This window comes from Mycolicibacterium bacteremicum (assembly GCF_002086115.1).
Lineage (GTDB): Bacteria > Actinomycetota > Actinomycetes > Mycobacteriales > Mycobacteriaceae > Mycobacterium > Mycobacterium bacteremicum.
The window spans coordinates 182,468-203,576 of the sequence record NZ_MVHJ01000010.1; the positions used below are offsets into that span (position 1 = coordinate 182,468).

The window sequence follows — 21,109 nt, forward strand, 5'->3', positions numbered from 1 at the left end:
GTTTTTTCAGGTGTTCGGCATGCGTCCGAGCCCTCGCACCGTCGTCGCGGGTGCCGGCGCCGGGTTTGGCCGCGTGCCACCTAGCACTCTATACACGCGAGTGCTAGCACTCAAGGGTGGGTTGTGCAGGAACTATCCGTATCGGTCGCGAGCACGACGAGCCCATAGGCCACCGCGAACCGGTGCCCCAGCTCGCCCGCCACATTGCCGCGCCCCACCGAGATGTCGTGACCGAGCCGCTCGGCGAGTGCCCGGACCAGTTCGTCATCACCGGCGCCGCCACCGACCAGCAGCACCGCGGCCGCATCCGCACCCACCTGCTGCACGCCGCGGGTCACGTTGCCACCGATCACCAGGCGCTTGGCCGCCAGCCGCCAACTGCGCCACTCCGCCGCGACCATCGCAGCGGTGAACGGCAGCAGGCCACTGGGGGCCGCCGTCAGCAGCCATCCCGTGGACCGTCCGTCGATCGGGGTGTCCAGGAAACGGCGCCTGCCGTGCTCATCCTCGACGAGTTGCACGGTGACCGCGGTGACGGCCTCGGCCCGTTTGGCGTACTCGGCGGCGCTGGTCGAGATGTCCAGTGCGGTGGCCGTCGCCGTGGTCAGCAGCTGCCCGGCCCCGGGCAGCACCACCCGGTCCCCGCCGGCCACCACGTCGACGGTGCCGCCGCCGACATCGACGACCACGACCTCGGCCGGCAGCCCGGGAGTGGTCAGCGCGCCGGCCCGGGCCGCGGCGGCCTCGGAGTCGATCCGGGTGACCGGCACCCCCAGTGCCTCGGCGAGGACGTCAGCATCCGCGGGTGACGCGTCGTCGCCGCCCATCGTCGCCATCACCAGGCTGTCGACGGCGACCGATCCGCGGCGCGCGTTGGCCGCCGCGGCGATATCGGACAGTGGCACGATATGCGCCGGCCCGCCGGGGAGCTCGGGCGCGGACGCCGGCTCGTCAGGGGCGGCCTCGGCGTCCAGGGTGACGACCGCGCACACGCTGTCGAACAGCTGATCGGCCACGGCGCGGGCGTCGGCGCGCTCCTCGTCGCCGAGGGCGAAGACATCGGCCAGCCAGAACGGGTCGGTGAGCCGTTGCAACGGGGACATCCCCTCGCGCACCTCGACCGCGACCAGTGTCGCCGCCAGCACCCGCTCGATGTCCACGTCGTCGACCACCGGCAGCGCGCTGGTCAGCCGGTTGGACACCAGCACGGCCTCGTCGTTGGCGGTCAACACCGCGGCGATCTCGCAGCCGGCCGCCACCGCCTCGTTCACCCGCGCCGCGACCTCGGCATAGCCGAATTCCGCTGCAGCGCAGGCAATGACAGCGCGACTCGGATCAGCCGAGGGCAGCCGTTCGACCGGGACGGGCACTCCCACACCGGCGGCGTCCCCGGCGGTGGTGGCCGCCGACCGCAGCGCGATGGCCAGCCGGCCGGTGCGCTGCGCCGGTAGCCGGACCCGCTCGACGGTCGAATGCACCGGCGGGGTCGGCGCGAAGGCGGCCCGCTCGACGGTCAGCCCGTGCTTGTCGGCCAGTCGCCGGATCAGTTGGGCGGCACCCTGGATCGCGCGCAGCGAGCCCTTGCCGCCGCGGGTCGGGGTGCGCCCGGCGGCCACCACGTCGCGATCGCAACACAGCACCACCTCGGTGGTCGCGTTGCCGATGTCCACACCGGCCCACACCGTCATCGCAGCAGGCCGCGCCGCCGATAGACCACCGCGGCCTCGCGCACCAGCGCGGCACACGTCGGAGCGTCCCGGGCGGCCAACCGCGCCGCCAGTTCCTCCAGTTCGTCGAACGACGACCGGCCGGGCCGCAGCGCCTCATAGGAGGCCAGCATGTCCTCGGCGCTCAGCGCGGTCATCTCCGCGGCCCGGCGCAGGTTGAGGCCGAGCTGCAGCGACCCGCTGCGTTCGGCGTTCTCGGCCTGCCGCAGTAACGTCTCCCGGCTGATCCGGATGTCGTCGAGGACCAGTTCGCCGTTGCACGCGGCCTCGACGGTCACCTCGTCGATGCTGCGGCCGGAGTGCGAGAGTGCGGTCATCGGGTGAACTCCATGTCGATGTTGCGGCGACGTTCGCCACCGTCGAGGGTCAGGCTCTCGGCCCGCTCGATGGCCACCATCGACACCACCTTGGTGTGGTAGCGCGCCGTGATGGCCTCGTCGGTGTAGGCGTTGCGCATCGGTGACGGTGTCGCACCCTTGGCGTGCCGGCCGGCGTTGATCCCGATGATGCGGTACATCTCCGGGGTGATCAACGGGGCCACGCTGAGCAGCTCGAGATTCGCCAGCGGCGGCAGGTCCCGGCGGTGGATCAGCGTGGTGCCCTTGGCCTGCAGCCCGACTCCGATACCCGACCCGGACAGGCCGGCCGCCGACTTGCCGATCATCCCCAGGTCGATGCTGTCGGCGATGCGCACCACCCGCGGCACGCACTTCTCCTCCTCCAGACCCGCGAGGATCTGTTCCAGCGCGTCGTAGATCGTCATCCCGGACAGGGTGCGAAACAGCTTGGTGCCGAACGCCGGTGACACACCGACCACCACCTCGCGCGGGTCGGTGCCGAAGTCGGCCGGACCGAGCACCCGCAGGCGTTCCAGCTCGGCGAAGGCGGCCTGCTCGCGGACCAGGTCGGTCACCGACCGGGCTTGACGCACCGCGTCGATCTGCGCCTGCCGCTCCGCGGTCGGCCGGTAGCCCGTGCCGGGGCCGCGGTAGTCGTTCGGATCCTCCAGTGCGGACAGCACATTCATCTGCTCGTCGAAGATCGCGGCCGTCTGCAGATAGTCACCGTTCACCCGGGCCCGCGCCATACCCAACACCCGGTCGGCCAGCTCGGTGAACCCGGTCTCGGCGAGCGCGGTGACGATATCGAGCACCGTCAGCCCCGACTGGTCGATCATCCGGGCGGCACTGAGCACCTGGACACCGTCGGTCTGCGGCAGGTTCTTCGAACCCGCGGCGGCGACAACGGCTTCGACGTGGTCGTCGTCGAAGTCGGCGAGTCCCAGATACTCGAACACCGCCCGGGTGGCCTCGGCAGCCTGCCGGCGCATGGCCTCCAGCGTGGTCGGGTCACACGAGCGCAGTCCCCCGTCGACCCCCCAGTCACGCTGCATCACCAGATAGTCGTCCAGGTCGTCGGCGTTGAAGTTCGACGGCCCGAACATGTTGTCGTAGGACACGATCGAGCCGAAGCCGGAAAAGATGAAATCCGATCCGGACAGCAGGGTCGGCAGCGTGCGACTGGTCCGCCGCATGGTGGACTCGCTCATCAGCGAGTCGTTGCCGCTGCAGGATTCCAGGCCGCGCAACATCACCATCAGGTTCTCGGCGTGTAATTCCTTGACGCCGCCGGGCACCGAGGCGGTGATCGCCGCGCCGTCCACCCCGCCGTTCTGCACGCCCTGGGCTCCGATGCCCTTGGCCAGCGCCACGCAGCGGGCCTCCAGGTAGTTCATCGACTTACCCTCGGCCGCGCCCATCAGCACCTCGGAACCCGCGCCGCTGGACAACCGCATCTTGATCCCGCGCGAGGCGTAGGACGATGTCAGGAACGCCTTGGACCACGGGGTGTCGTCACCATCGGTGAACACCTGCTCGGTGCCGTACACCGACACCGTCTCGGCGTACGAGACCAGCCCGCGCACACCGAGTTCCAGCTCGCGGGCCTCCTCCACCGAGCACTGCGTCAGCGCTCCCGGGGCGGGCACCTGCGACCCGATCAGCAGACCGACGGCCACCGCGGGCGCATCGTCGAGGACCGGGACGGTGGCCTCCAACTCGCGGAAGCCGTACACCACGGCGGTCGCGGCGTCGGCGGCGATCAGCAGTGGATCGTCGAGGCGGTTGGTGACGTGCGCCTGGTTGGCCGGCGTGCGGCGCGCCCGCATCTTCATCATCGCCATCTGGATCTCGACCGGGTGCAGGCCCGCCACCACCCGGGCCATCTTGGCCGGTGTCAGCCCGGAGCACACCGTGAGCACCTCGGCCCGCGGCACGGCGGAGTCGACGATGAGGCGGGCCAGCTCGACCTCGGACATCGCCATCGACACCGGCGCCTGGGCGTGGTCGATGGCGTAGCGCACCACGAACTCGTCGATCGCATCGAAGTCGGCGGCCGGGGTCGAGTCCATCTCCAGCACGGTGCCGTCGCCATCGACCACCCAGGACGGTTCCGGGTCGTTGGGCGACAGGTGCGAGATCATGCCCAGCGCGGGATCGGGCTCGGCGAAGCCGTCGAGGTTGACGCGTTGCTCGTCGAGGAGACGGATGCGACCGAGCCGGTGGTCCGGTTCGGGTTCGGAGCTGTTCACGGTGACCTCTCAGGCGTGGGTGGGTACGGCGGCCGCGGTGGGTACAGCATCGGCCAGCCGTCCGGGGCGGACAACGGGACCGGGCGAGCTTCCAACATTGTGTGTGAGAAGAACACACCGGCGGCCCCGCCGGTGTGACCGGATTACAACAAGATGTTGGAAAGTGACGCAGACCTCTGGCAGACGACCCGTCCGGGTCGCACACTTTCCCCGGACTCGGAGCCGACGAACGCCTGCTCCGTGCGCAGAGGAGGTTCAGCCATGTCCGAAGTTCTCAACACGGGCGACAAACCCGGCGGCGCAAAGCCACCGGAGACGCGCAGCCGCCTGCGCGGCAACCTGGGCGTGCCCGCCATCGTGCTGATGGTGGTGGCCGCCGCGGCCCCGTTGTCGACCGTCGGCGGCAACGTCCCCATCGCGATGGCGCTCGGCGACTCGACCGGTATCCCGGTGGCATTCCTGGTCGCCGGTGTGATCTTTTTGCTGTTCGCGGCGAGTTTCGTGGCGATGTCGAAGTACGTCACCGACACCGGCGCGTTCTACGCCTACATCCAGAAGGGACTCGGCAAGGCCGCCGGCACCGGCGCGGCCGTGCTGGCGCTGCCGGCCTACATGGCCACCCTGCTGGCCGTCGCCGCCTACGACGGGGTGATCCTCGCCGGACTGCTGGAGATCATCGGCGCCCCGGCCATCCCGTGGTGGGTGCTGACCGGCCTGGTGCTGCTGATCATCGCGTTCCTCGGCTACCGCGACATCGAACTGTCCGCCAAGGTGCTGGGCATCTTCCTGGTGTCCGAGGTGGCCATCCTGGTGGTCCTCGACTTCGTCATCGTGATCCAGGGTGGCGACAAGGGCATCACCGGTGACTCCTTCACGCCGTCGGGCATCTCCGGTGCCTTCGGCATCGCACTGCTCTATGCGCTGTGGGGATTCGTGGGCGTGGAGGCGACCGCCGTCTTCCGCGACGAGGCCAAGGACCCCGACCGCACCGTGCCGCGGGCCACCTACTGGGCCGTCGGCATCGTCGCCAGCTTCTACGCGTTCTCCAGCTGGGCGCTGGTCGAGGGCAACGGCGGCAACGACGCCATCCAGGTCGCCAAGGACGACCCGGACAACTTCATGGTCAACACCGCCGAGAAGTACCTCGGGATGCTCGGCAAGGACCTCACCACGCTCTTCTGGTTCGTCAGCGTGTTCGCCTGCGCGCTGGCCTTCCACAACATCTGCGCGCGTTACACATTCGTCCTCGGCCGCGACAACGTGCTGCCCCGTACGCTCGGCGCGGTGCACCCGAAGCTGGGCTCACCGGCCAACGCCTCGGTGCTGGTGAGCATCCTGTCGTTCGTCATCATGGGTGTGTTCGTCGCGATCGGCCTGGACCCGGTGCTGCAGATCTTCGGCCCCCTCGGCGGCCTGGGCATCTGGGGGCTGTCCATCCTCTGGCTGCTCACGACGATCTCGGTCGGCCTGTTCTTCAAGCGGCGCGGCGGCCCGGCCAACATCATCGCGCTGGCCGTCGTGGCGACGATCGCGCTGGCCGCCGCGGTGGCCCTGATCATCGCGAACCTGACCCTGGTCGTCGGTGGTTCCACGACGCTGGCGCTCATCTTCGGTATCGCGCCGGTGGTGTTCCTGGCCATCGGCGCCGCGCTCAGTGGCCGGGCACCGGACGACCTGTCGGTTCCGCGGTCCTGATCGCCGGGAGGCCCCTCGGCACGACGCGGGTCGCTGATACCGTCGGAATCCGGCGGTGTCGGCGACCCGCCGAGTTCGAGAGGAAACGGGCATGTCTGAGGGTGCGCCGCTGACCGTGGCGACGGCCTTGACGGTCCCGCCGCTGGATCAGGGGTCGGTGCTCGGCGGGCACCGCGGGCTGACCCGCGAGGTGCTCTGGGTCGACATCATGCACGCACCCGCCGAGGATTTCGTCCGGCCCGGCGACTTCGTCCTGACCACCGGCACCGATATCCGGCAGCCCGGCGTCCGCGAGTTCCTCACCTTCCTGATGTCATCGCCGGCGGCCGGGGTGGCGCTGGGCGGACCGCCCGACATCGACACCCGCGAATTGTTGTCCGGGCTGATACCGCTGGCCGATCAGCACGCGTTCCCGCTGGTGATGCTGCCGTGGGAGGTGCCCTTCGCCGACATCCAGCGCCAGCTGCTGCCGCTGGTGAGCCCGTCCCCCGACAACCGGCCCATCCAGATGGTGATCGGCCGCCGCGAGGACGATGACGCGCAGTGGTCCGGGCACGCCCATGCGTTCGCCGAGACGCTGGCCCGGCTGGCGCTCACCTCGGGGGTCACCACGAAGACGTCGGTCACCGATGACCTGGTGATGAGCCATTTCTCCGCGCCGCTGTCGGCCGCCGCGGGCTCCGGCCTCGTCGAATCAGCCTGGCAACTCAGCGGTCTGCCGGACAGCCTGATCAGCTGGGTGCTGTTGCCGCCCGGGCACGGTCACTCCGTCACCGTGGCGACGACGGCGGTTCCCGACGGCCCCGTCGGGCCCGCACAATTTGCCGAGGTGCTCCGTCAGCACCCGCACAGTATGGCGACGATCCTGAAAACCCTGCAGCCACTGGTGGATTACGACAAGACCCGCCGTGGGCAGCTGGTGCACACGCTGGAGATCCTGCTCAACGAGGCCACCAACATCAGCGCGGCCGCGCGGGCGCTCTACCTCAACCGGCATTCCCTGCTCTACCGGATCAAGCTCATCGAGGACCTCACCGGCCTGTCGCTGAAGAATCCGGCCGACCGCTTCCAGCTCGAGGTCAGCGTGCGCGTGCACCAGATCAACGAGGCACGCATCGGTTCCGGGTCAGCCGAATGAACGCGGATCGATCATCAGGTGATCGGAGACGTCGCCGACCATCTCGACCTCGACCCGACGCTCGGTGAAGTACCAACCCTGCTCGTCGCGGGCGAAGGTGTCGGCGTAGCGGCCCACGACGATGGGTTGCAGTGCCACGGTGTCGGTCTGCTGCACGACCACGAAGGTCGAACGCGCCCGCGCCGAGTCCGCGTCGACATCCACGACCGGGTTGAGCACCAGATGCCGGGTCCGGGGGCGGTTACCGTGCTCGGGAAACCGGCGCGTCGTGGCCGCGAACAGCCCGGCGATGGCCTCGGCGCCGGCCACTCCCATGAAGTTGCCGCGGCCCAGCAGCGCGCCAACCCCGTCGAAGTCACCGGCATCGATGAGTTCGGCGTAGCGGTAGAGCAATTCGGTGATCTGATCCCTGCTCATCGCCGCCCGATCCCGCCGACGGTGCACTCAGATCGACCCGCCGGCCGATTTCTCGATCTGTATGCACCCTCGGGGTGTTGGGACTCGCGATCGCCTCTGGTGGCGCTCACGCCACCTGCCCCTGCACCACCGGCAACCCGGGATTGCTGGCGGCATCGAGACCGGATGGCGGCGCGCCGGCGTCGATCAGGTGCGCGGCGAACGAGGCGATCATCGCACCGTTGTCGGTGCACAACCGGGGCCGGGGCACCCGCAGCGTCAGACCGGCTGCCGCACAACGCTGCTCGGCGAGCTCGCGCACCCGCGAGTTGGCCGCCACCCCGCCGGCGATCAGCAGTGTCGAGACGCCGAGGTCGGTCGCGGCACGCACCGACTTGGCGGTCAGCACATCGGCGACGGCCTCCTGGAACCCGGCGGCCACATCGGCCGGCGCGGCGTCCGGGTGCTTCTCCAAATGCCGTGCCACGGCGGTCTTGAGTCCGGAGAAGCTGAACGCGTACGGGTCGTCGCGCGGACCGGTCATACCGCGCGGGAAGACGATGGCGTCGCGGTCACCGGTACGGGCCAGGTCGTCGAGCGGCTTGCCGCCCGGGTAACCGAGGCCGAGCAGCCGGGCGACCTTGTCATAGGCCTCCCCGGCCGCGTCGTCGACGGTGCTGCCGAGTTCGATGATCGGCTCACCGAGCGAGCGCACGTGCAGCAGTTCGGTGTGCCCGCCGGAGACCAACAGGCCGACGCATTCCGGGAGCGGCCCATGGTCGTAGACGTCGGCGGCCAGATGCCCGCCGAGGTGGTTGACGGCGTAGAACGGCACCTCCCAGGCCGCGGCGTAGGCCTTGGCGGCGGCGACCCCCACCAGCAGGGCGCCGGCCAGTCCCGGGCCGATGGTCGCGGCGACCACATCGGGGCGCTGCACCCCCGCGGTGTCGAGTGCGCGCCGCATGGTGGGGCCCAACGCCTCCAGGTGCGCGCGCGACGCGATCTCGGGGACCACCCCGCCGAAGCGCGCATGCTCGTCGACGCTGGAGGCGACCTCGTCGGCCAACAGCGTGACGGTCCCGTCCTGCAGCCGTGCGATCCCGACTCCGGTTTCGTCACAGGAACTCTCGATGGCGAGGATGATCATGTCGCGTCCCGTTTCATGGTGTAGGCATCGGCGCCGCTGACCTTGTAGTACCGCTTGCGGACGCCGACCGTGGCGAAACCGACACTCTTGTACAGGTTGATGGCCGGTTCGTTGTCGGTGCGGACCTCCAGGTACACCTCGCCCTTCTTGGCGAAGTCCAGCAGGTCGGCGAGCAGGGCCCGCCCGATGCCGCGGCCCTGGCAGGTCGGGTCGACACCGATGGTGTGCACCTCGTACTCGTAGGGCGGGATACGGCCCAGCCGGGAGATCCCGGCGTAGCCGACCAGTCGGTCGCCCGCGCGTGCGGCGATGTAGTGGTTGTGCTTTCCGGCGATGCCGTGCACGAACGCCGCCGGCGGCCACGGATCGTCGCCGGCGAACAGCTGGGCCTCCAGCTCGGCGCAGCGCACCGCGTCGGCCTTGGTCAGCGCGTCGATCCGCACCTCGGCGGGGTCGGTCACGCCAGCCCTCGTTCGGCGAGCGTCTTGGCGTCCGGCCGACGCAGATACAGCGGGATCAACGGTTCGGGTTCCACGGTCCAATCAGCAACGGCGCCAGCCAGTCCCGCAGCCGAGGGGTGCTCCGGGCCGGTCACCGGCAACCCGAACAGCCCGGCATGTGATGGGGGGCCGGCCACGCTGTGCACTCCCGTGGTGTCCACCTCGGCGGCCGCGCCGACCGCCGGTCCGTCGGTCCGCACGCCGTCGCGGTAGCGCGCCCAGTACACCTCGCGGCGCCGCGCATCCGTGACGACCAGGACCTCCCCGGCGGTGGCGCCCCCGATGGCGTCCAGCGTGCACACCCCGAACACCGGGATGCCCAATGCCTGCCCGTAGGCCGCCGCGGTCGCCATCCCGACCCGCAGGCCGGTGAACGGGCCGGGCCCGCAGCCCACCACAACGGCGTCCAGGTCGGCCATCGACTTGTCGCAGTCCGCCAGTGCGGCAACCACATTGGGGGTGAGCCGCTCGGCGTGCGCGCGCGGGTCGACGATGGTGCGCTCGGCCAGGGTGGCCAGACCATCGGTGACGCTGACGATGCCCGCGGTGACGGCGGGGGTGGCGGTGTCGATCGCGAGCACCAGGGTCATGTTCTGCTCCACTGCCAGGTTGCCGTGCGGACCTCGGAATCGGTGGCCCGGTCCAGTCGGATGTCGAGGTGGTGGTCCGAGAGCCGCTCGGCCAGCCCCTCACCCCATTCGACCACCACCACGGCGTCTTCCAGATCGGTGTCGAGGTCCAGGGAGTCGAGTTCGCCGAGCAGGTCACCGCCGTGGTCGAGCAACCGGTAGATGTCGACGTGCACCAGCGCGGGCGCGCCGGCTCGGCGTGCCGAATGCACTCGGGCCAGCACATAGGTGGGTGAGGTGACCGGGCCGTCGACGTCCATGCCTTGCGCGATTCCCTTGGTGAGCATGGTTTTTCCGGCACCGAGCGGCCCGGAGAGCACCACCACGTCACCGGCCCGCAGTCCCGCCCCGAGTGTCGCACCGAGTGCGATGGTGTCCTCGGGGGTGGGCAGTTCGGCGGTCCCGCCGGTGCGCTCAGCCATGTCGGGTCCGCTCACGCAGCCGTCGGGTCAGCGCCTGCAGCTTGGAGGGGGTGGCCCGCTCGACGAGGCGGACCAGCGCCTCGTCGATCAGTTCGGGCTGTTCGAGTTGCACCAGATGCCCGGCGCCCTCGGCGATGACGAGTTCGGATTTCGGCAGCGCAGCGGCCATCTCCTGCGAATACTCCAGTGGTGTCAGCAGATCCCGGTCACCGCAGGCGACCAGCGTCGGGATCTTCGCCAGTGTCGGCAGCGCGGCGGTCTCGTCGTGCACCTCCAGGGCATGCAGGAACCCGACCAGGGTGTGCACGTTGGTGTCGTGCATCATCCGCTCGCTGAAGGCCACGACGCTGGGGCTGATGCCCTCGTCACCGTAGGAGGCGGCGCGCAGGATCGGCCCGATGACCGACCGCACCACCCCGCGTCCGCGGTGCAGCAGACCCGGCGCGTAGCGCACCGCGAACCGGGCCGCCTCCAGGGCCGGGTTCCGCAGGATCTCCCCCAGCGGTGACCGCGAGACACCCTCGGCCGCCGAAGAAATCATCGCCGCGCCGACGATCCGGTTCGGGTAGCGATGCGGGAACTGGCGGGCGTGCGACAGCACCGTCATGCCACCCATGGAATGCCCGACCAGCACCACCGGCCCCCTGGGCGCCAGCACCGCCAGCACCGATTCCAGATCCTTGCCCAACTGAGGCACAGTGAACGTCTCCGGAGATGCGTCACCGGACAGCCCGTGCCCGCGCTGGTCGTAGAACACCATCCGGACCTGGTCACCCCACTGGGCGGCGAGCCGGTCCCGCTGAAAGTGGAACGCGCCCATGCGCAGACAGAACCCGTGCGCGAACACCACCGTGAGCGGCGCATCCGGCGGGCCGCACTCGCGCACCGCCAGCGGCACCCCGTCCTCGGTGGTGACGACTACACTGCGGTCATCGTGCAGCAGCTCGAAATCCTCACCCGCATAGGGATCGTCGGAGGTGACGCGGCGGGTCAGTGAACGCGCCACCGTCACCCCGGCCACCGATCCGACCGCGGTCAGTCCGGCCAGTCCCGCCAGCCAGCGGGCCACCGCCCAGTCATCGACAGCCAACGGTGTCAGCCCGTCTCGCCGCGGTACACCCGGGTGACCCGACCGCGCGGGCTGGTGACCACCTCGTAGTTGATGGTGCCGAGCAGGTCGGCCCAGTCGCCGGTGGTCGGTTCGCCGTCGGCACCCGGGCCGAAGAGCACGGCCTCATCGCCGACGCTGACATCCACCGGCCCCGGACCCAGGTCCACCAGGAACTGGTCCATGCTCACCCGGCCCACGCTGGGGCGGCGCCGACCGTTGATGAGCACCTCGAACCGGTTGCTCAGCGAACGGAAGATCCCGTCGGCATATCCCAGCGGCAGCAGTGCCAAGGTGGTGTCACGCGGGGCCACCCAGGTGTGCCCGTAGGACACCCCGGTGCCCGCCGGGACCGGACGCACCAGCGCGACAGGGCATTTCAGCGTCATCGCCGGACGCAGCCCCATGTTGCCCAGCGCCGGGACCGGAGTCTGGCCGTACACCGCGATGCCGGGTCGGATCATGTCGTAGACCAGGTCGGGCCGCGTCATCGCCCCCGGCGAGTTGCACAGGTGCGCAATCTCGAAATGCACACCGGCGGCCTCGGATTGCGCGCGCATGGCATCGAACGCGGCGGCCTGCGCATCGGTCGGACCCGGATCCGCGGGATTGTCGGCGTTGGCCAGGTGACTCATGATGCCGCGGGTGCGTACCGTGCCCTCGGCCACCGCGTGGCCCAGCGCGGTCAGTACCTTGGCCAGGTCGGCGGCGGCCACCCCGTTGCGGGACATGCCGGTGTCGACCTTGAGCGTCAACACCGCGGTGACGCCGGTGCGCCGGGCCGCATCGACCAGATCGTCGAGTTGGGCCAGCGAGGAGATCGCGATCTGCACGTCGGCGGCCAGCGCCGGCGCGAAATCGATGCCGGGGGCGTGTAGCCAGGCCAGCACGGGTGCGGTGAGGCCGTCGGCACGCAGCGCCAGCGCCTCGGCCACGGTGGCCACCCCGAGCTCGGCGGCGCCGGCGGCCAGCGCGGCGCGGGCCACCTGGGTGGCGCCGTGCCCGTAGCCGTCGGCCTTCACCACGGCCATCACCGCGGCCGATCCGGCATGTCCGCGCAGCACCCGCACGTTGTGCGCGATGGCGTCGAGGTCCACCACTGCGGTGGGGCCGGTCGGGTCGGTGGCATGCATCGACTCGATTTTGTCATGCCCGCGCCGCGGACCTGCCCGCGACGAGGCGGTGCTCAGTGCGCGAAGGGTTGCTCCCCGTCGAAATGACCGCCCGGTTTGAGCTGGTCGAGGTGGTTGATGACGGTGATCGTGTCATCTTTGAGGGCCCTGGCCAGATCGGCCGAGAATCCCTCCCGGACCACCACCCGCAGCACGGCGACGTCCTCGGCACCCTCGGGCATGGTGTAGGCCGGCACCTGCCAGCCATAGGCGCGCAGGGCCTGCGAGACGTCGAACTCGGTGTATCCGCGATCACCCTTGAGCCGGTAGCTGACCACCGGGATCGCCGAACCGTCGGTGATGAGCTCGAAGTGCTCACTGTCCCGCAGCTGGTCGCCCAGCCACCGGGCGGTATCGGACAGGCAGTGCATGACCTGCGAGTAGCCGGCGCGGCCCAGCCGCAGGAAGTTGTAGTACTGACCGACGACCTGATTACCGGGCCGGGAGAAGTTCAGCGTGAAGGTGGGCATGTCACCGCCGAGATAGTTGACCCGGAACACCAGTTCCTCGGGCAGCTGCTCGGCGTTGCGCCACACCACGAAGCCGATGCCCGGATAGGTGAGCCCGTACTTGTGGCCGCTGACGTTGATCGACACCACCCGCGGCAGCCGGAAGTCCCAGATCAGGTCGGGGTGCAGGAAGGGCACCACGAACCCACCGCTGGCCGCGTCGACGTGCACCGGCACGTCGACCCCGCCCTCGGCGGCCAGCTGATCCAGCGCCGCACAGATCTCGGCGATCGGTTCCAGTTCACCGGTGTAGGTGGTGCCCAGGATGCCCACCACCCCGATGGTGTCCTCGTCCACGGCGTCGAGCACCTGCTCGGGGGTGATGACGTAGCGGTCCTCGGCCATCGGCAGGTAGCGCGGCTCGACGTCGAAATACCGGCAGAACTTCTCCCAGACGACCTGCACGTTGGACCCCATCACCAGGTTCGGTGCGCGGCCCTTCCATTCGCCCGTCCTGGCCCGCCACCGCCACTTCATCGCCAGGCCGGCGAGCATGACGGCCTCACTGGAACCGATGGTGGACACCCCGACGGCCGACGCGGGATCGTCGTCACGCAGATCCTCGGCGTGGAACAGATCGGCCACCATGGCCACGCAGCGGGCCTCGATGGCCGCGGTCGCGGGGTACTCGTCCTTGTCGATCATGTTCTTGTCGAACGTCTCGGCCATCAGCTTCTCGGCCTCGGGGTCCATCCATGTCGTCACGAACGTCGCCAGGTTGAGTCGCGAACTGCCGTCGAGCATCAGCTCGTCGTGGATGTAGCGGTAGGCGGCCTGCGGGTCCATCGACTCGCCGGGAAGCCGCAGCGCCGGCACCGGGTCGGTGGACAATCGGCCGGTGTAGGCCGGTGAGATGTGCGGTCCACGCGATTTGTGCTTGCGGCTCATCTGGTTATCCCTCTCGGTTCGACTGACACGGGGCTCAGCGATGCGATGGCGGCGCGCAGATGGGCCAAGATGCCGGCCGCCGAGGTCGGCGCATCGCGCGGTCCCGGGTCGGCCGCCGCCAGCGCCGCGGCCCGGGCGTGCACGAACGCTGCAGCGGCGGCCGCCTCGGCGGGCGGCCGGCCGGCGGCCAGCAGGGCTCCGATGACACCGGACAGCACATCTCCCGATCCGGCGGTGGCAGCCCAGGATTGGCCCGCCGGGTTCAGGTAGGTGACCTCCGGGCCGGCCACCACCGTGACATTGCCCTTGAGCAGCACGGTGACACCGAGCTTTTCGGCCAGACCGCGGGCCGCACCGATCCGGTCGGCTCCGACCTCGTGTCCGGCCAGCCGCGTGAACTCCCCCGCATGCGGGGTCAGCACCGTGGGTGCGCCGCGATCGGCCACCAGCTGCGGCGCGCGCGCCAGCAGTGTGAGCGCATCGGCGTCGACGATCACCGGCAGATCGGTACCGAGCGCGAATCGCAGGGTCTGTTCGGCGCTTTCGTCGGTGCCCAGCCCCGGTCCGACCACCCACGCCTGGACCCGGCCCGCCGATGCGGCGTCCTCGGTGGCGACCACCTCGGGCCAGCAGGTGACCACATCGTGTTTGGCGGTGCCGGCGTAGCGGACCATGCCCGAAGTCGCGGCCACGGCCGCGCCGGTGCTCAGGATGGCCGCGCCCGGGTAGGTGGCGGAGCCGGCCAGGACGCCGGTGACGCCCTGGGTGTACTTGTCGTCGTGGCGGCCCGGAATGGGCCAGCGCGCGGCGACGTCGGACTCCTCGAGCCCGCGCAATGGCGACGGCGCGAGGTCCAGGCCGATGTCGACCAGCTCGACCCGGCCGCAATCAGCCAGTGCGTGCACGGGTTTGAGTCCGCCGAAGGTGACGGTGAGGGCGGCCTCGACGTGCGGGCCGTCGGCGGCGCCGGTGTACGCGTCGACACCGCTGGGCAGATCGACGGCGACGACAGGTGCGGTGGCGGCCGCGAACACGGCGGCGGCGGCGTCGCGTAGCGGACCCCGGCCGGAGATCCCGACGACGCCGTCGAGCACCAGATCGGTTGTGGCGGGGATGTTTTGGGTGATGCGGCCGCCGATCTTGCGGAATGCCGCCAGCCCGGCGGGATGGGCGCGGTCGGGCGTGAGCAGCACCGCGGTCGTCCGCACACCGCGACGCTGTAAGAAGGACGCAGCCCACAGCGCGTCGCCGCCGTTGTCCCCCGAACCGACGACGGCGCACACCCTGCGACCGGCAACCCCACCGGTGCGGCGGCGCAGTTCTGCGGCGGTCAGCATGGCCAGTCCGTAGGCGGCCCGGCGCATCAGCGTTCCGTCGGGCTGTGTTGCCAGCAAGGGCGCCTCGGCGGCGCGGATGGCATCAGCGGTGTAGTAGTGCCGCATCAGCTCCCGTTCTCTCTCGTGGCCGCGCGCCAACAGGTTACGCGCTGACGCCCGGACGTCGGGCCGTTCACAGGAATCGGCTCAGTCGGTCGGCGATCTCCTGCGGATACTCGCCGTTGATGGCGTGTGAGGCGGCCGGCCAGATCTCGACCTGACCCTGCGGTAAAAGTGCCCGGGCGCGGCGGGCGGCCCGGTGCGGGTCGTGCATGACGCTGCGGCCGGCGAGCAGGGCCAGCACCGGCATCTGCAGGGATCGCAGCTGGCCCTCGGTGAACAGCCGGGGCGCCGTGGTGTGCACCGCGAAATCCTTTGCTGCGGCGTCGATCAACGCAGCCACCGGGCCGGCCTGGGCAAGGTCTGCTCCGCCGGAGATCCAGCGCAGCACGCGGTCACGCCAGCGTTGCGGCATGCCGGGGACGACGAGGATGGCCGAGGCGAGCAGCGGTGTGACCTTCACCCGCGCGAACGTCTGCACCGGGTCCAGCAGTGTGAGCGAGGCGATCCGGTCGGGCCGGTGCACCGCGCAGTTGACCGCCGTCCAGCCGCCGATAGACACCCCGAGCAGGTGCGCACGGTGCAGCCCGAGCCCGGCCAGGGTCTCGTCGAGCCACTGCGCCTGGTCTGCCGCCGTGCGGATGGGCCGAAACTGCACCGACAGGCCTGCGTCGCCCAGCAGATCGATGCAGAACACGGTGCGCAAGGCCAGCAGCGGCGCCAGGTTGCTGTCGAACATCGGGGTGCAGCCGTTGCGGCCGGGCAACAGCACGATCGGGGTATCGGCCTCGGGGCCGTCGAATCGGTAGGTCCGGACGGAGCCGAAAGCCGTTGCCACATCTCTGGGTTGGCAGGGCGGCAGTTGGGCCATCCCGGCGCGGTAGGCGGCCAGGAAGTGCACGTAGGCGGGCCGGCTGACGAACGCGCCGAGCCTGCCGCGCCCGAAGCGGTCGGCGATGTTGACAGCCGGTTCGGCGAGGTCCACCTCGTCGAGGGTAGCCGCGGCGCCGACCGGGTCATACGATCGTGCGCCATGACCTATGCGCCCGGGTACCCGCCGGCCCGACGCCCCGCCTCGGGCGTCGACATCGCGATGTCGATACTGGCGCTGCTGCTTTCTCTCGGCGGTGGTGCGGTGGCGGCCTTCTTCGGGATCTTCTTCATGGCGTTCACCGACCACTGCCCGCCCGAGACGTGCCATATCGATGCCGGCGTGACCGCGATGTTCATCGGGTTCACCGCCGCCGCGCTGCTGTGGCTGGCGGGCACGACGGTGACCATCGTGCGGTTGGTGCGCCGCACCCGGGCATGGCCGTTCGCACTGGGCACGCTGGTCCTGACCGCGGTCGCATGCGTCGCCGGGATCGGCGGCTACCTGACCGCGGTCGGCGGCTGACCGGTCAGGACGGTTCGACCGTCACCTTGATCGCCTCGCCCTTCTTCACGATCTGGAACGCGTCCAGCACGTTGTCCAGCGGAATGTGCCGGGTGATCAGGTCCTTGACGGGCACCTGCCCGCTGGAGATGTACTCCAGGGCGCGCTTGTTGTGCTCGGGGGCCGAGCCGTTGGCGCCGTGGATGTGCAGCTGCCGGTAGTGCACGACGTTGGAGTCGCACGTGATGGTCGGATCGGTCTTGGGCAGGCCGCCGAAGAACGAGATGCGGCCGTTGCGGGCGGCCATCGCGATGGCCTGTTCCTGGGCGATGTTGGCCGCCGTCGCCGTGATCACGATGTCGGCGCCGCGACCGCCGGTGAGCTCCATGACCTTCTCGACGACGTCGACCTCGGCGGCGTTGATGACGCCGTCGGGATGCACGGCATCGGCGGACATCTGGAGGCGGGCATCGTTGACATCGACGAGATAGATGGGTCCGCACTTGTGCACGCCGCGGGCGATGCGGATGTGCATGCAGCCGATGGGGCCGGCGCCGAACACGACGACGGTGTCGCCCTCCTCGATCCCGAGTAGTTCCTGGGCGTTGATGGCGCAGGCGAACGGTTCGGCCGCCGACGCCTCGTCGAAGCCGACATTGTCCGGAATCCGATTCAGGCCATCGACTTTGAGCACCTGCCTGGGGACGATCATGAACTCGGCGAAGCCGCCGTCGTACTGGTAACCCATCGAGGTCTGGTTCTGGCACACCGCCATCCAGCCCTTGCGGCATTCGTGACACTCACCGCACGGGACGGCCGCGATGACCTGGACGCGGTCACCGACCTCCCAGGAGCTGCCGTAGGTGGCGTTGACGTCGGCGCCGACCTCGACGATCTCACCCGCGATCTCGTGACCGATGGTGCGCGGCGGGGTGAGGTTCTGATGCCCGTTGTAGAAGATCTTGACGTCGGTGCCGCAGGTGGAGCAGTTGCGTACCCGCAGCTTCACCTCGTCGGAAGCGCATTCCGGCTCGGGCACGTCTTCGAGGCGGACGTCCTCGGGGGCGTAGAAACGCAGGGCTTTCATATGCGGTCCTTCCGGTTGTCGACCTCTGGCAACGGGGGTGCTGACTGAGGACTGTAGTCGCTATTCGGTCATAAAACCACAGAATCGACTGCCCATTCTTGCCCGATTCCCTTGATTTTCTGCCCGGGTATGCGTATTACTAGATGTGCATGTGACCGGCGTCACCGAAGCGGCCGGCGCGAAAACCGGAGGTCAACCGATGTCCACAGTCGAAGCGTCTGCCGCCCCGCGGACCGGCGCCCGGGTGCGCGTGCAGAAACTGGGCACCGCGCTGTCGAACATGGTCATGCCCAACATCGGCGCGTTCATCGCCTGGGGCCTGATCACCGCGCTGTTCATCGAGCAGGGCTGGTTGCAGGCCATCTTCGCCGGCCTGCGTGATCCCGACGGCTGGGTCGCCAAGATCGGCGGCTGGGGCGCCTACGACGGCGCCGGGATCGTCGGCCCGATGATCACCTACCTGCTGCCACTGCTGATCGGGTACACCGGCGGGCGGATGGTGCATGGCAACCGCGGCGCGGTGGTCGGCGCGATCGCCACCATGGGTGTCATCGCCGGCGCCGAGGTCCCGATGTTCATGGGAGCCATGATCATGGGCCCGCTCGGCGGGTGGTGCATGAAGAAGCTGGATGCCCTGTGGGAGGGCAAGATCCGGCCGGGCTTCGAGATGCTGGTCGACAATTTCTCCGCCGGCATCCTGGGCATGTTGCTGGCGATCTTCGGCTTCTTCGGCATCGGTCCCATCGTGTCCGGTTTCACCACCGCCGCAGGCAACGCCGTCGACTTCCTCGTCGAGAACAACCTGCTGCCGCTGACCTCGATCCTGATCGAGCCCGCAAAGGTGCTGTTCCTCAACAACGCCATCAACCACGGTGTGCTGACCCCGCTGGGCACCACCCAGGCGCTGGAGACCGGCAAGTCCGTGCTGTTCCTGCTGGAGGCGAACCCCGGCCCCGGTCTCGGACTTCTGCTGGCATTCATGTTCTTCGGGCGCGGCGCGGCCCGTGCGTCGGCACCGGGGGCGGCCGTCATCCAGTTCTTCGGCGGCATCCACGAGATCTACTTCCCGTACGTGCTGATGAAGCCCAAGCTGATCATCGCCACCATCCTCGGCGGCATGACCGGTGTGTTCATCAACGTGCTGTTCGGATCCGGCCTGCGCGCGCCCGCGGCACCGGGCTCGATCATCGCCGTCTACGCGCAGACCGCCAGCGGCAGTTTCCTCGGCGTCACACTGTCGGTGTTCGGTGCCGCCGCCGTGTCGTTCATCGTCGCCGCATTCCTGTTGAAGACCGACAAGGCGGCCGACGAGGGTGACCTGTCCGCGGCGACGGCCTCGATGGAATCGATGAAGGGCAAGAAGTCCAGCGTGTCCGGGCTGCTGACCGGCGGCGGGCGCATCCAGAACATCGTGTTCGCCTGCGACGCCGGCATGGGGTCCTCGGCCATGGGCGCCTCGGTGCTGCGCAAGAAGGTCAACGCCGCGGGATTCGGCGACGTCAAGGTCACCAATCAGTCCATCGCCAACCTGACCGACAGCTACGGGCTGGTCGTCACCCACCGCGACCTGACCGACCGGGCCCGGTTGAGAACAGGTTCGGCGGTGCACGTCTCGGTCGACGACTTCATGAGCACCCCGGCCTACGACGAGATCGTGGAGATGTTGCGCCGGACCAATGGTGGCGCGGGTACGGCTCCGGTCGAGGACGCTCCCGCCCCCGCGGCGGATACTTCGGGTGCTGCCGGCTCCGCCGGTGACGACGTGCTGCCGCTGTCCTCGATCGTGCTGAGCGGCACCGGCGCCACCGCAGCGGCGGCCATCGACGAGGCCGGTGCGCTCCTGGTGACCGCCGGCGCCGTCGAGCGCAGCTATGTCGACGCCATGCACGAACGCGAGAAGTCGGTGTCGACCTACATGGGCAACGGCCTGGCCATCCCGCACGGCACCAACGAGGCCAAGAGCGCGATCCGCAAGACCGGCATCTCGTTCGTGCGCTACCCCGAGCCGATCGACTGGAACGGCAAGCCCGCAGAGTTCGTGGTGGGTATCGCCGGGGCCGGCAACGACCACATGGCGCTGCTGACGAAGATCGCGCACGTGTTCCTGGACAAGGAGCAGGTGGCCAAGCTGCGAGCGGCGACCACGGCCGAGGAGATCCGGGCCGTGCTGACGGCAGGCGACTAGTCACCGGTCAGAATGTGACCGTGGATTCCGACACCCGGCAGCGTCAGATCGTCGAGTTCGCCCGCAGTCGCGGACGGGTCGAGGTGCCGGCACTGGCCGAGGAACTTCAGGTCGCGACGGAGACCATCCGTCGCGACCTGAAGGTGTTGGCGGGGCGGCGGTTGCTCAAGCGGGTGCACGGCGGTGCCGTACCGCTGGAGACGGCCGCCTTCGAATCCGGCCTGGAGTTCCGCAGTCAGGTGGATCTGGCGCAGAAGCACCGGATCGCCGGGGCCGCGGTCGAACAGCTACACGGCGCCGAGACCGTCTATCTCGACGAGGGATTCACCCCGCGTCTGATCGCCCAGCTGTTGGCCGACCAGGAGCTGACCGTGGTGACGGCGTCGTTGCTGGCCGCCGAGGCCTTGGCGCACAGCGAGACGGTGACGGTGCTGTTACTGGGTGGGCGGATGCGGGGGCGGACGCTGGCCTGCGTCGACGAGTGGGCGCTGGATCGGTTGCGCGGCCTGGTCATCGACGTGGCATACCTGGGCACCAACGGCATCTCGGTCGAGCACGGCATCACCACTCCGGACCCTGCGGTGGCTGCGGTCAAGAAGACGGCGGTCCGGGTGGCGAACCGACGGGTGCTGGTGGCCGCGCACTCCAAGTTCGGCGAGTCGCATTTCTGCCGGTTCGCCGATGTCGCCGACTTTCAGACGATCATCACCGGCACCGAGCTGCCGGCGCCCGAGGCACATCGCTACGAAACCCTGGGTCCGCACGTCATCCGGGTGTGACCGCACCTAGAAGGGCGGTGGGTCGGCGTCGATGTGGGCGCGGTTGAGTGCGCGTTCGTGGGCTATTCGGTAGGCGCGGTTCTGGGCTCGGGTGCGAGATCGTCTGGGGGCGGCCAGGTTCCGGTGTGGGTTCGGTGGTGGCATGTCGATGGTGGGAAGTTCGGCAGTGGCGATGCCGAGTTGCGGGAAGAACAGGCTGCCGCCGGGTGTGGTGGTGTAGGTGCGGCCGGTGGGGGCGGTGAGGGTGACGGTGCCGTCGGGGTGTTGGCTCTCGGTCCAGCCGCCGGGCCCGCAGTGGAAGGTTTTGATGAGGTGGTGGATGCGGC

The 21,109-nt window shown here is 69.5% G+C and carries 19 protein-coding genes and 1 pseudogene; 5 read left to right on the top strand and 15 right to left on the bottom strand.

Annotated elements, in window-relative coordinates; all coding sequences use genetic code 11:
• Positions 1 to 110 precede the first annotated feature (110 nt).
• Genes BST17_RS14505 through BST17_RS14515 form a run of 3 tightly spaced genes read right to left on the bottom strand, consistent with a single transcriptional unit; the run spans position 111 to position 4,317 of the window.
• Positions 111 to 1,688, bottom strand: coding sequence for a diol dehydratase reactivase ATPase-like domain-containing protein (locus tag BST17_RS14505; RefSeq protein ID WP_083059207.1), 1,578 nt, complete (start codon positions 1,686 to 1,688; stop codon positions 111 to 113).
• Positions 1,685 to 2,044 carry a diol dehydratase small subunit gene (locus BST17_RS14510; RefSeq protein ID WP_083059209.1) on the bottom strand — a complete coding sequence of 120 codons (360 nt, stop codon included), beginning with the start codon at positions 2,042 to 2,044 and terminating at the stop codon, positions 1,685 to 1,687. The genes BST17_RS14505 and BST17_RS14510 overlap by 4 nt, the downstream gene beginning before the upstream one ends.
• The gene (locus BST17_RS14515; RefSeq protein ID WP_083059211.1) at positions 2,041 to 4,317 is read right to left on the bottom strand and encodes a propanediol/glycerol family dehydratase large subunit; all 2,277 of its coding nucleotides are present in this window, start codon (positions 4,315 to 4,317) and stop codon (positions 2,041 to 2,043) included. Before BST17_RS14515 ends, BST17_RS14510 begins: the two co-directional genes overlap by 4 nt.
• 261 nt (positions 4,318 to 4,578) lie before the next feature.
• Here BST17_RS14515 and BST17_RS14520 point away from each other — a divergent pair, with 261 nt between their 5' ends.
• Together BST17_RS14520 and BST17_RS14525 are read left to right on the top strand one after the other, a co-directional pair.
• Positions 4,579 to 6,012 (top strand): APC family permease, encoded by a 1,434-nt coding sequence (locus BST17_RS14520; protein ID WP_083059213.1) that lies wholly within the window; start codon positions 4,579 to 4,581, stop codon positions 6,010 to 6,012.
• Positions 6,013 to 6,103: 91 nt separating this feature from the next.
• Positions 6,104 to 7,150 (top strand): PucR family transcriptional regulator, encoded by a 1,047-nt coding sequence (locus BST17_RS14525; protein ID WP_083059215.1) that lies wholly within the window; start codon positions 6,104 to 6,106, stop codon positions 7,148 to 7,150.
• On the opposite strand, the gene BST17_RS14530 is transcribed toward BST17_RS14525, so the two are convergent.
• The 10 genes from BST17_RS14530 to BST17_RS14575 form a co-directional block, all read right to left on the bottom strand.
• A complete protein-coding gene (locus BST17_RS14530) occupies positions 7,139 to 7,567 on the bottom strand; it encodes a nuclear transport factor 2 family protein (RefSeq protein ID WP_083059216.1) in 429 nt (142 codons plus the stop codon). The genes BST17_RS14525 and BST17_RS14530 overlap by 12 nt on opposite strands.
• Positions 7,568 to 7,673: 106 nt before the next feature.
• Positions 7,674 to 8,693, bottom strand: coding sequence for a tRNA (adenosine(37)-N6)-threonylcarbamoyltransferase complex transferase subunit TsaD (gene tsaD / locus BST17_RS14535; RefSeq protein ID WP_083059218.1), 1,020 nt, complete (start codon positions 8,691 to 8,693; stop codon positions 7,674 to 7,676).
• Positions 8,690 to 9,154, bottom strand: coding sequence for a ribosomal protein S18-alanine N-acetyltransferase (gene rimI / locus BST17_RS14540; protein ID WP_083059220.1), 465 nt, complete (start codon positions 9,152 to 9,154; stop codon positions 8,690 to 8,692). Before rimI ends, tsaD begins: the two co-directional genes overlap by 4 nt.
• Positions 9,151 to 9,783: a tRNA (adenosine(37)-N6)-threonylcarbamoyltransferase complex dimerization subunit type 1 TsaB gene (gene tsaB / locus BST17_RS14545; protein ID WP_083059277.1), complete on the bottom strand. Its 633-nt coding sequence runs from the start codon at positions 9,781 to 9,783 to the stop codon at positions 9,151 to 9,153. The genes rimI and tsaB overlap by 4 nt, the downstream gene beginning before the upstream one ends.
• Complete coding sequence (gene tsaE, locus BST17_RS14550) at positions 9,780 to 10,244, bottom strand: tRNA (adenosine(37)-N6)-threonylcarbamoyltransferase complex ATPase subunit type 1 TsaE (protein ID WP_083059222.1); 465 nt, start codon at positions 10,242 to 10,244, stop codon at positions 9,780 to 9,782. Before tsaE ends, tsaB begins: the two co-directional genes overlap by 4 nt.
• Positions 10,237 to 11,334 carry an alpha/beta fold hydrolase gene (locus BST17_RS14555; RefSeq protein WP_234807680.1) on the bottom strand — a complete coding sequence of 366 codons (1,098 nt, stop codon included), beginning with the start codon at positions 11,332 to 11,334 and terminating at the stop codon, positions 10,237 to 10,239. The genes tsaE and BST17_RS14555 overlap by 8 nt, the downstream gene beginning before the upstream one ends.
• 5 nt (positions 11,335 to 11,339) lie before the next feature.
• Entirely contained in the window at positions 11,340 to 12,485 is a 1,146-nt protein-coding gene (alr, locus tag BST17_RS14560) for an alanine racemase (RefSeq protein ID WP_083059226.1), read from the bottom strand.
• A gap of 53 nt (positions 12,486 to 12,538) precedes the next feature.
• Complete coding sequence (locus BST17_RS14565; RefSeq protein WP_083059228.1) at positions 12,539 to 13,921, bottom strand: glutamate decarboxylase; 1,383 nt, start codon at positions 13,919 to 13,921, stop codon at positions 12,539 to 12,541.
• Entirely contained in the window at positions 13,918 to 15,363 is a 1,446-nt protein-coding gene (locus tag BST17_RS14570; protein WP_083059229.1) for an NAD(P)H-hydrate dehydratase, read from the bottom strand. Before BST17_RS14570 ends, BST17_RS14565 begins: the two co-directional genes overlap by 4 nt.
• A gap of 67 nt (positions 15,364 to 15,430) precedes the next feature.
• Positions 15,431 to 16,342, bottom strand: a complete 912-nt coding sequence (locus BST17_RS14575; RefSeq protein ID WP_083059231.1) for an alpha/beta fold hydrolase — start codon at positions 16,340 to 16,342, stop codon at positions 15,431 to 15,433.
• A 48-nt stretch (positions 16,343 to 16,390) separates the two neighbouring features.
• Here BST17_RS14575 and BST17_RS14580 point away from each other — a divergent pair, with 48 nt between their 5' ends.
• Positions 16,391 to 16,753, top strand: coding sequence for a hypothetical protein (locus tag BST17_RS14580; protein ID WP_083059233.1), 363 nt, complete (start codon positions 16,391 to 16,393; stop codon positions 16,751 to 16,753).
• A 4-nt stretch (positions 16,754 to 16,757) separates the two neighbouring features.
• Here the strand turns inward: BST17_RS14580 and BST17_RS14585 are convergent, their stop codons facing one another.
• On the bottom strand, positions 16,758 to 17,819 hold the full coding sequence (locus BST17_RS14585) for a zinc-dependent dehydrogenase (RefSeq protein ID WP_083059234.1): 1,062 nt from the start codon (positions 17,817 to 17,819) through the stop codon (positions 16,758 to 16,760).
• Positions 17,820 to 18,018: 199 nt separating this feature from the next.
• Between BST17_RS14585 and BST17_RS14590 the strand changes: the two genes are divergently transcribed.
• Both BST17_RS14590 and BST17_RS14595 read left to right on the top strand, forming a co-directional pair.
• The gene (locus BST17_RS14590; protein ID WP_083059279.1) at positions 18,019 to 20,004 is read left to right on the top strand and encodes a PTS mannitol transporter subunit IICBA; all 1,986 of its coding nucleotides are present in this window, start codon (positions 18,019 to 18,021) and stop codon (positions 20,002 to 20,004) included.
• Between the two features lie 20 nt (positions 20,005 to 20,024).
• Positions 20,025 to 20,783, top strand: coding sequence for a DeoR/GlpR family DNA-binding transcription regulator (locus BST17_RS14595; protein WP_083059281.1), 759 nt, complete (start codon positions 20,025 to 20,027; stop codon positions 20,781 to 20,783).
• Between the two features lie 6 nt (positions 20,784 to 20,789).
• Here the strand turns inward: BST17_RS14595 and BST17_RS14600 are convergent.
• A pseudogene (locus BST17_RS14600) lies at positions 20,790 to 21,109 on the bottom strand (HNH endonuclease signature motif containing protein); the annotation flags it as partial.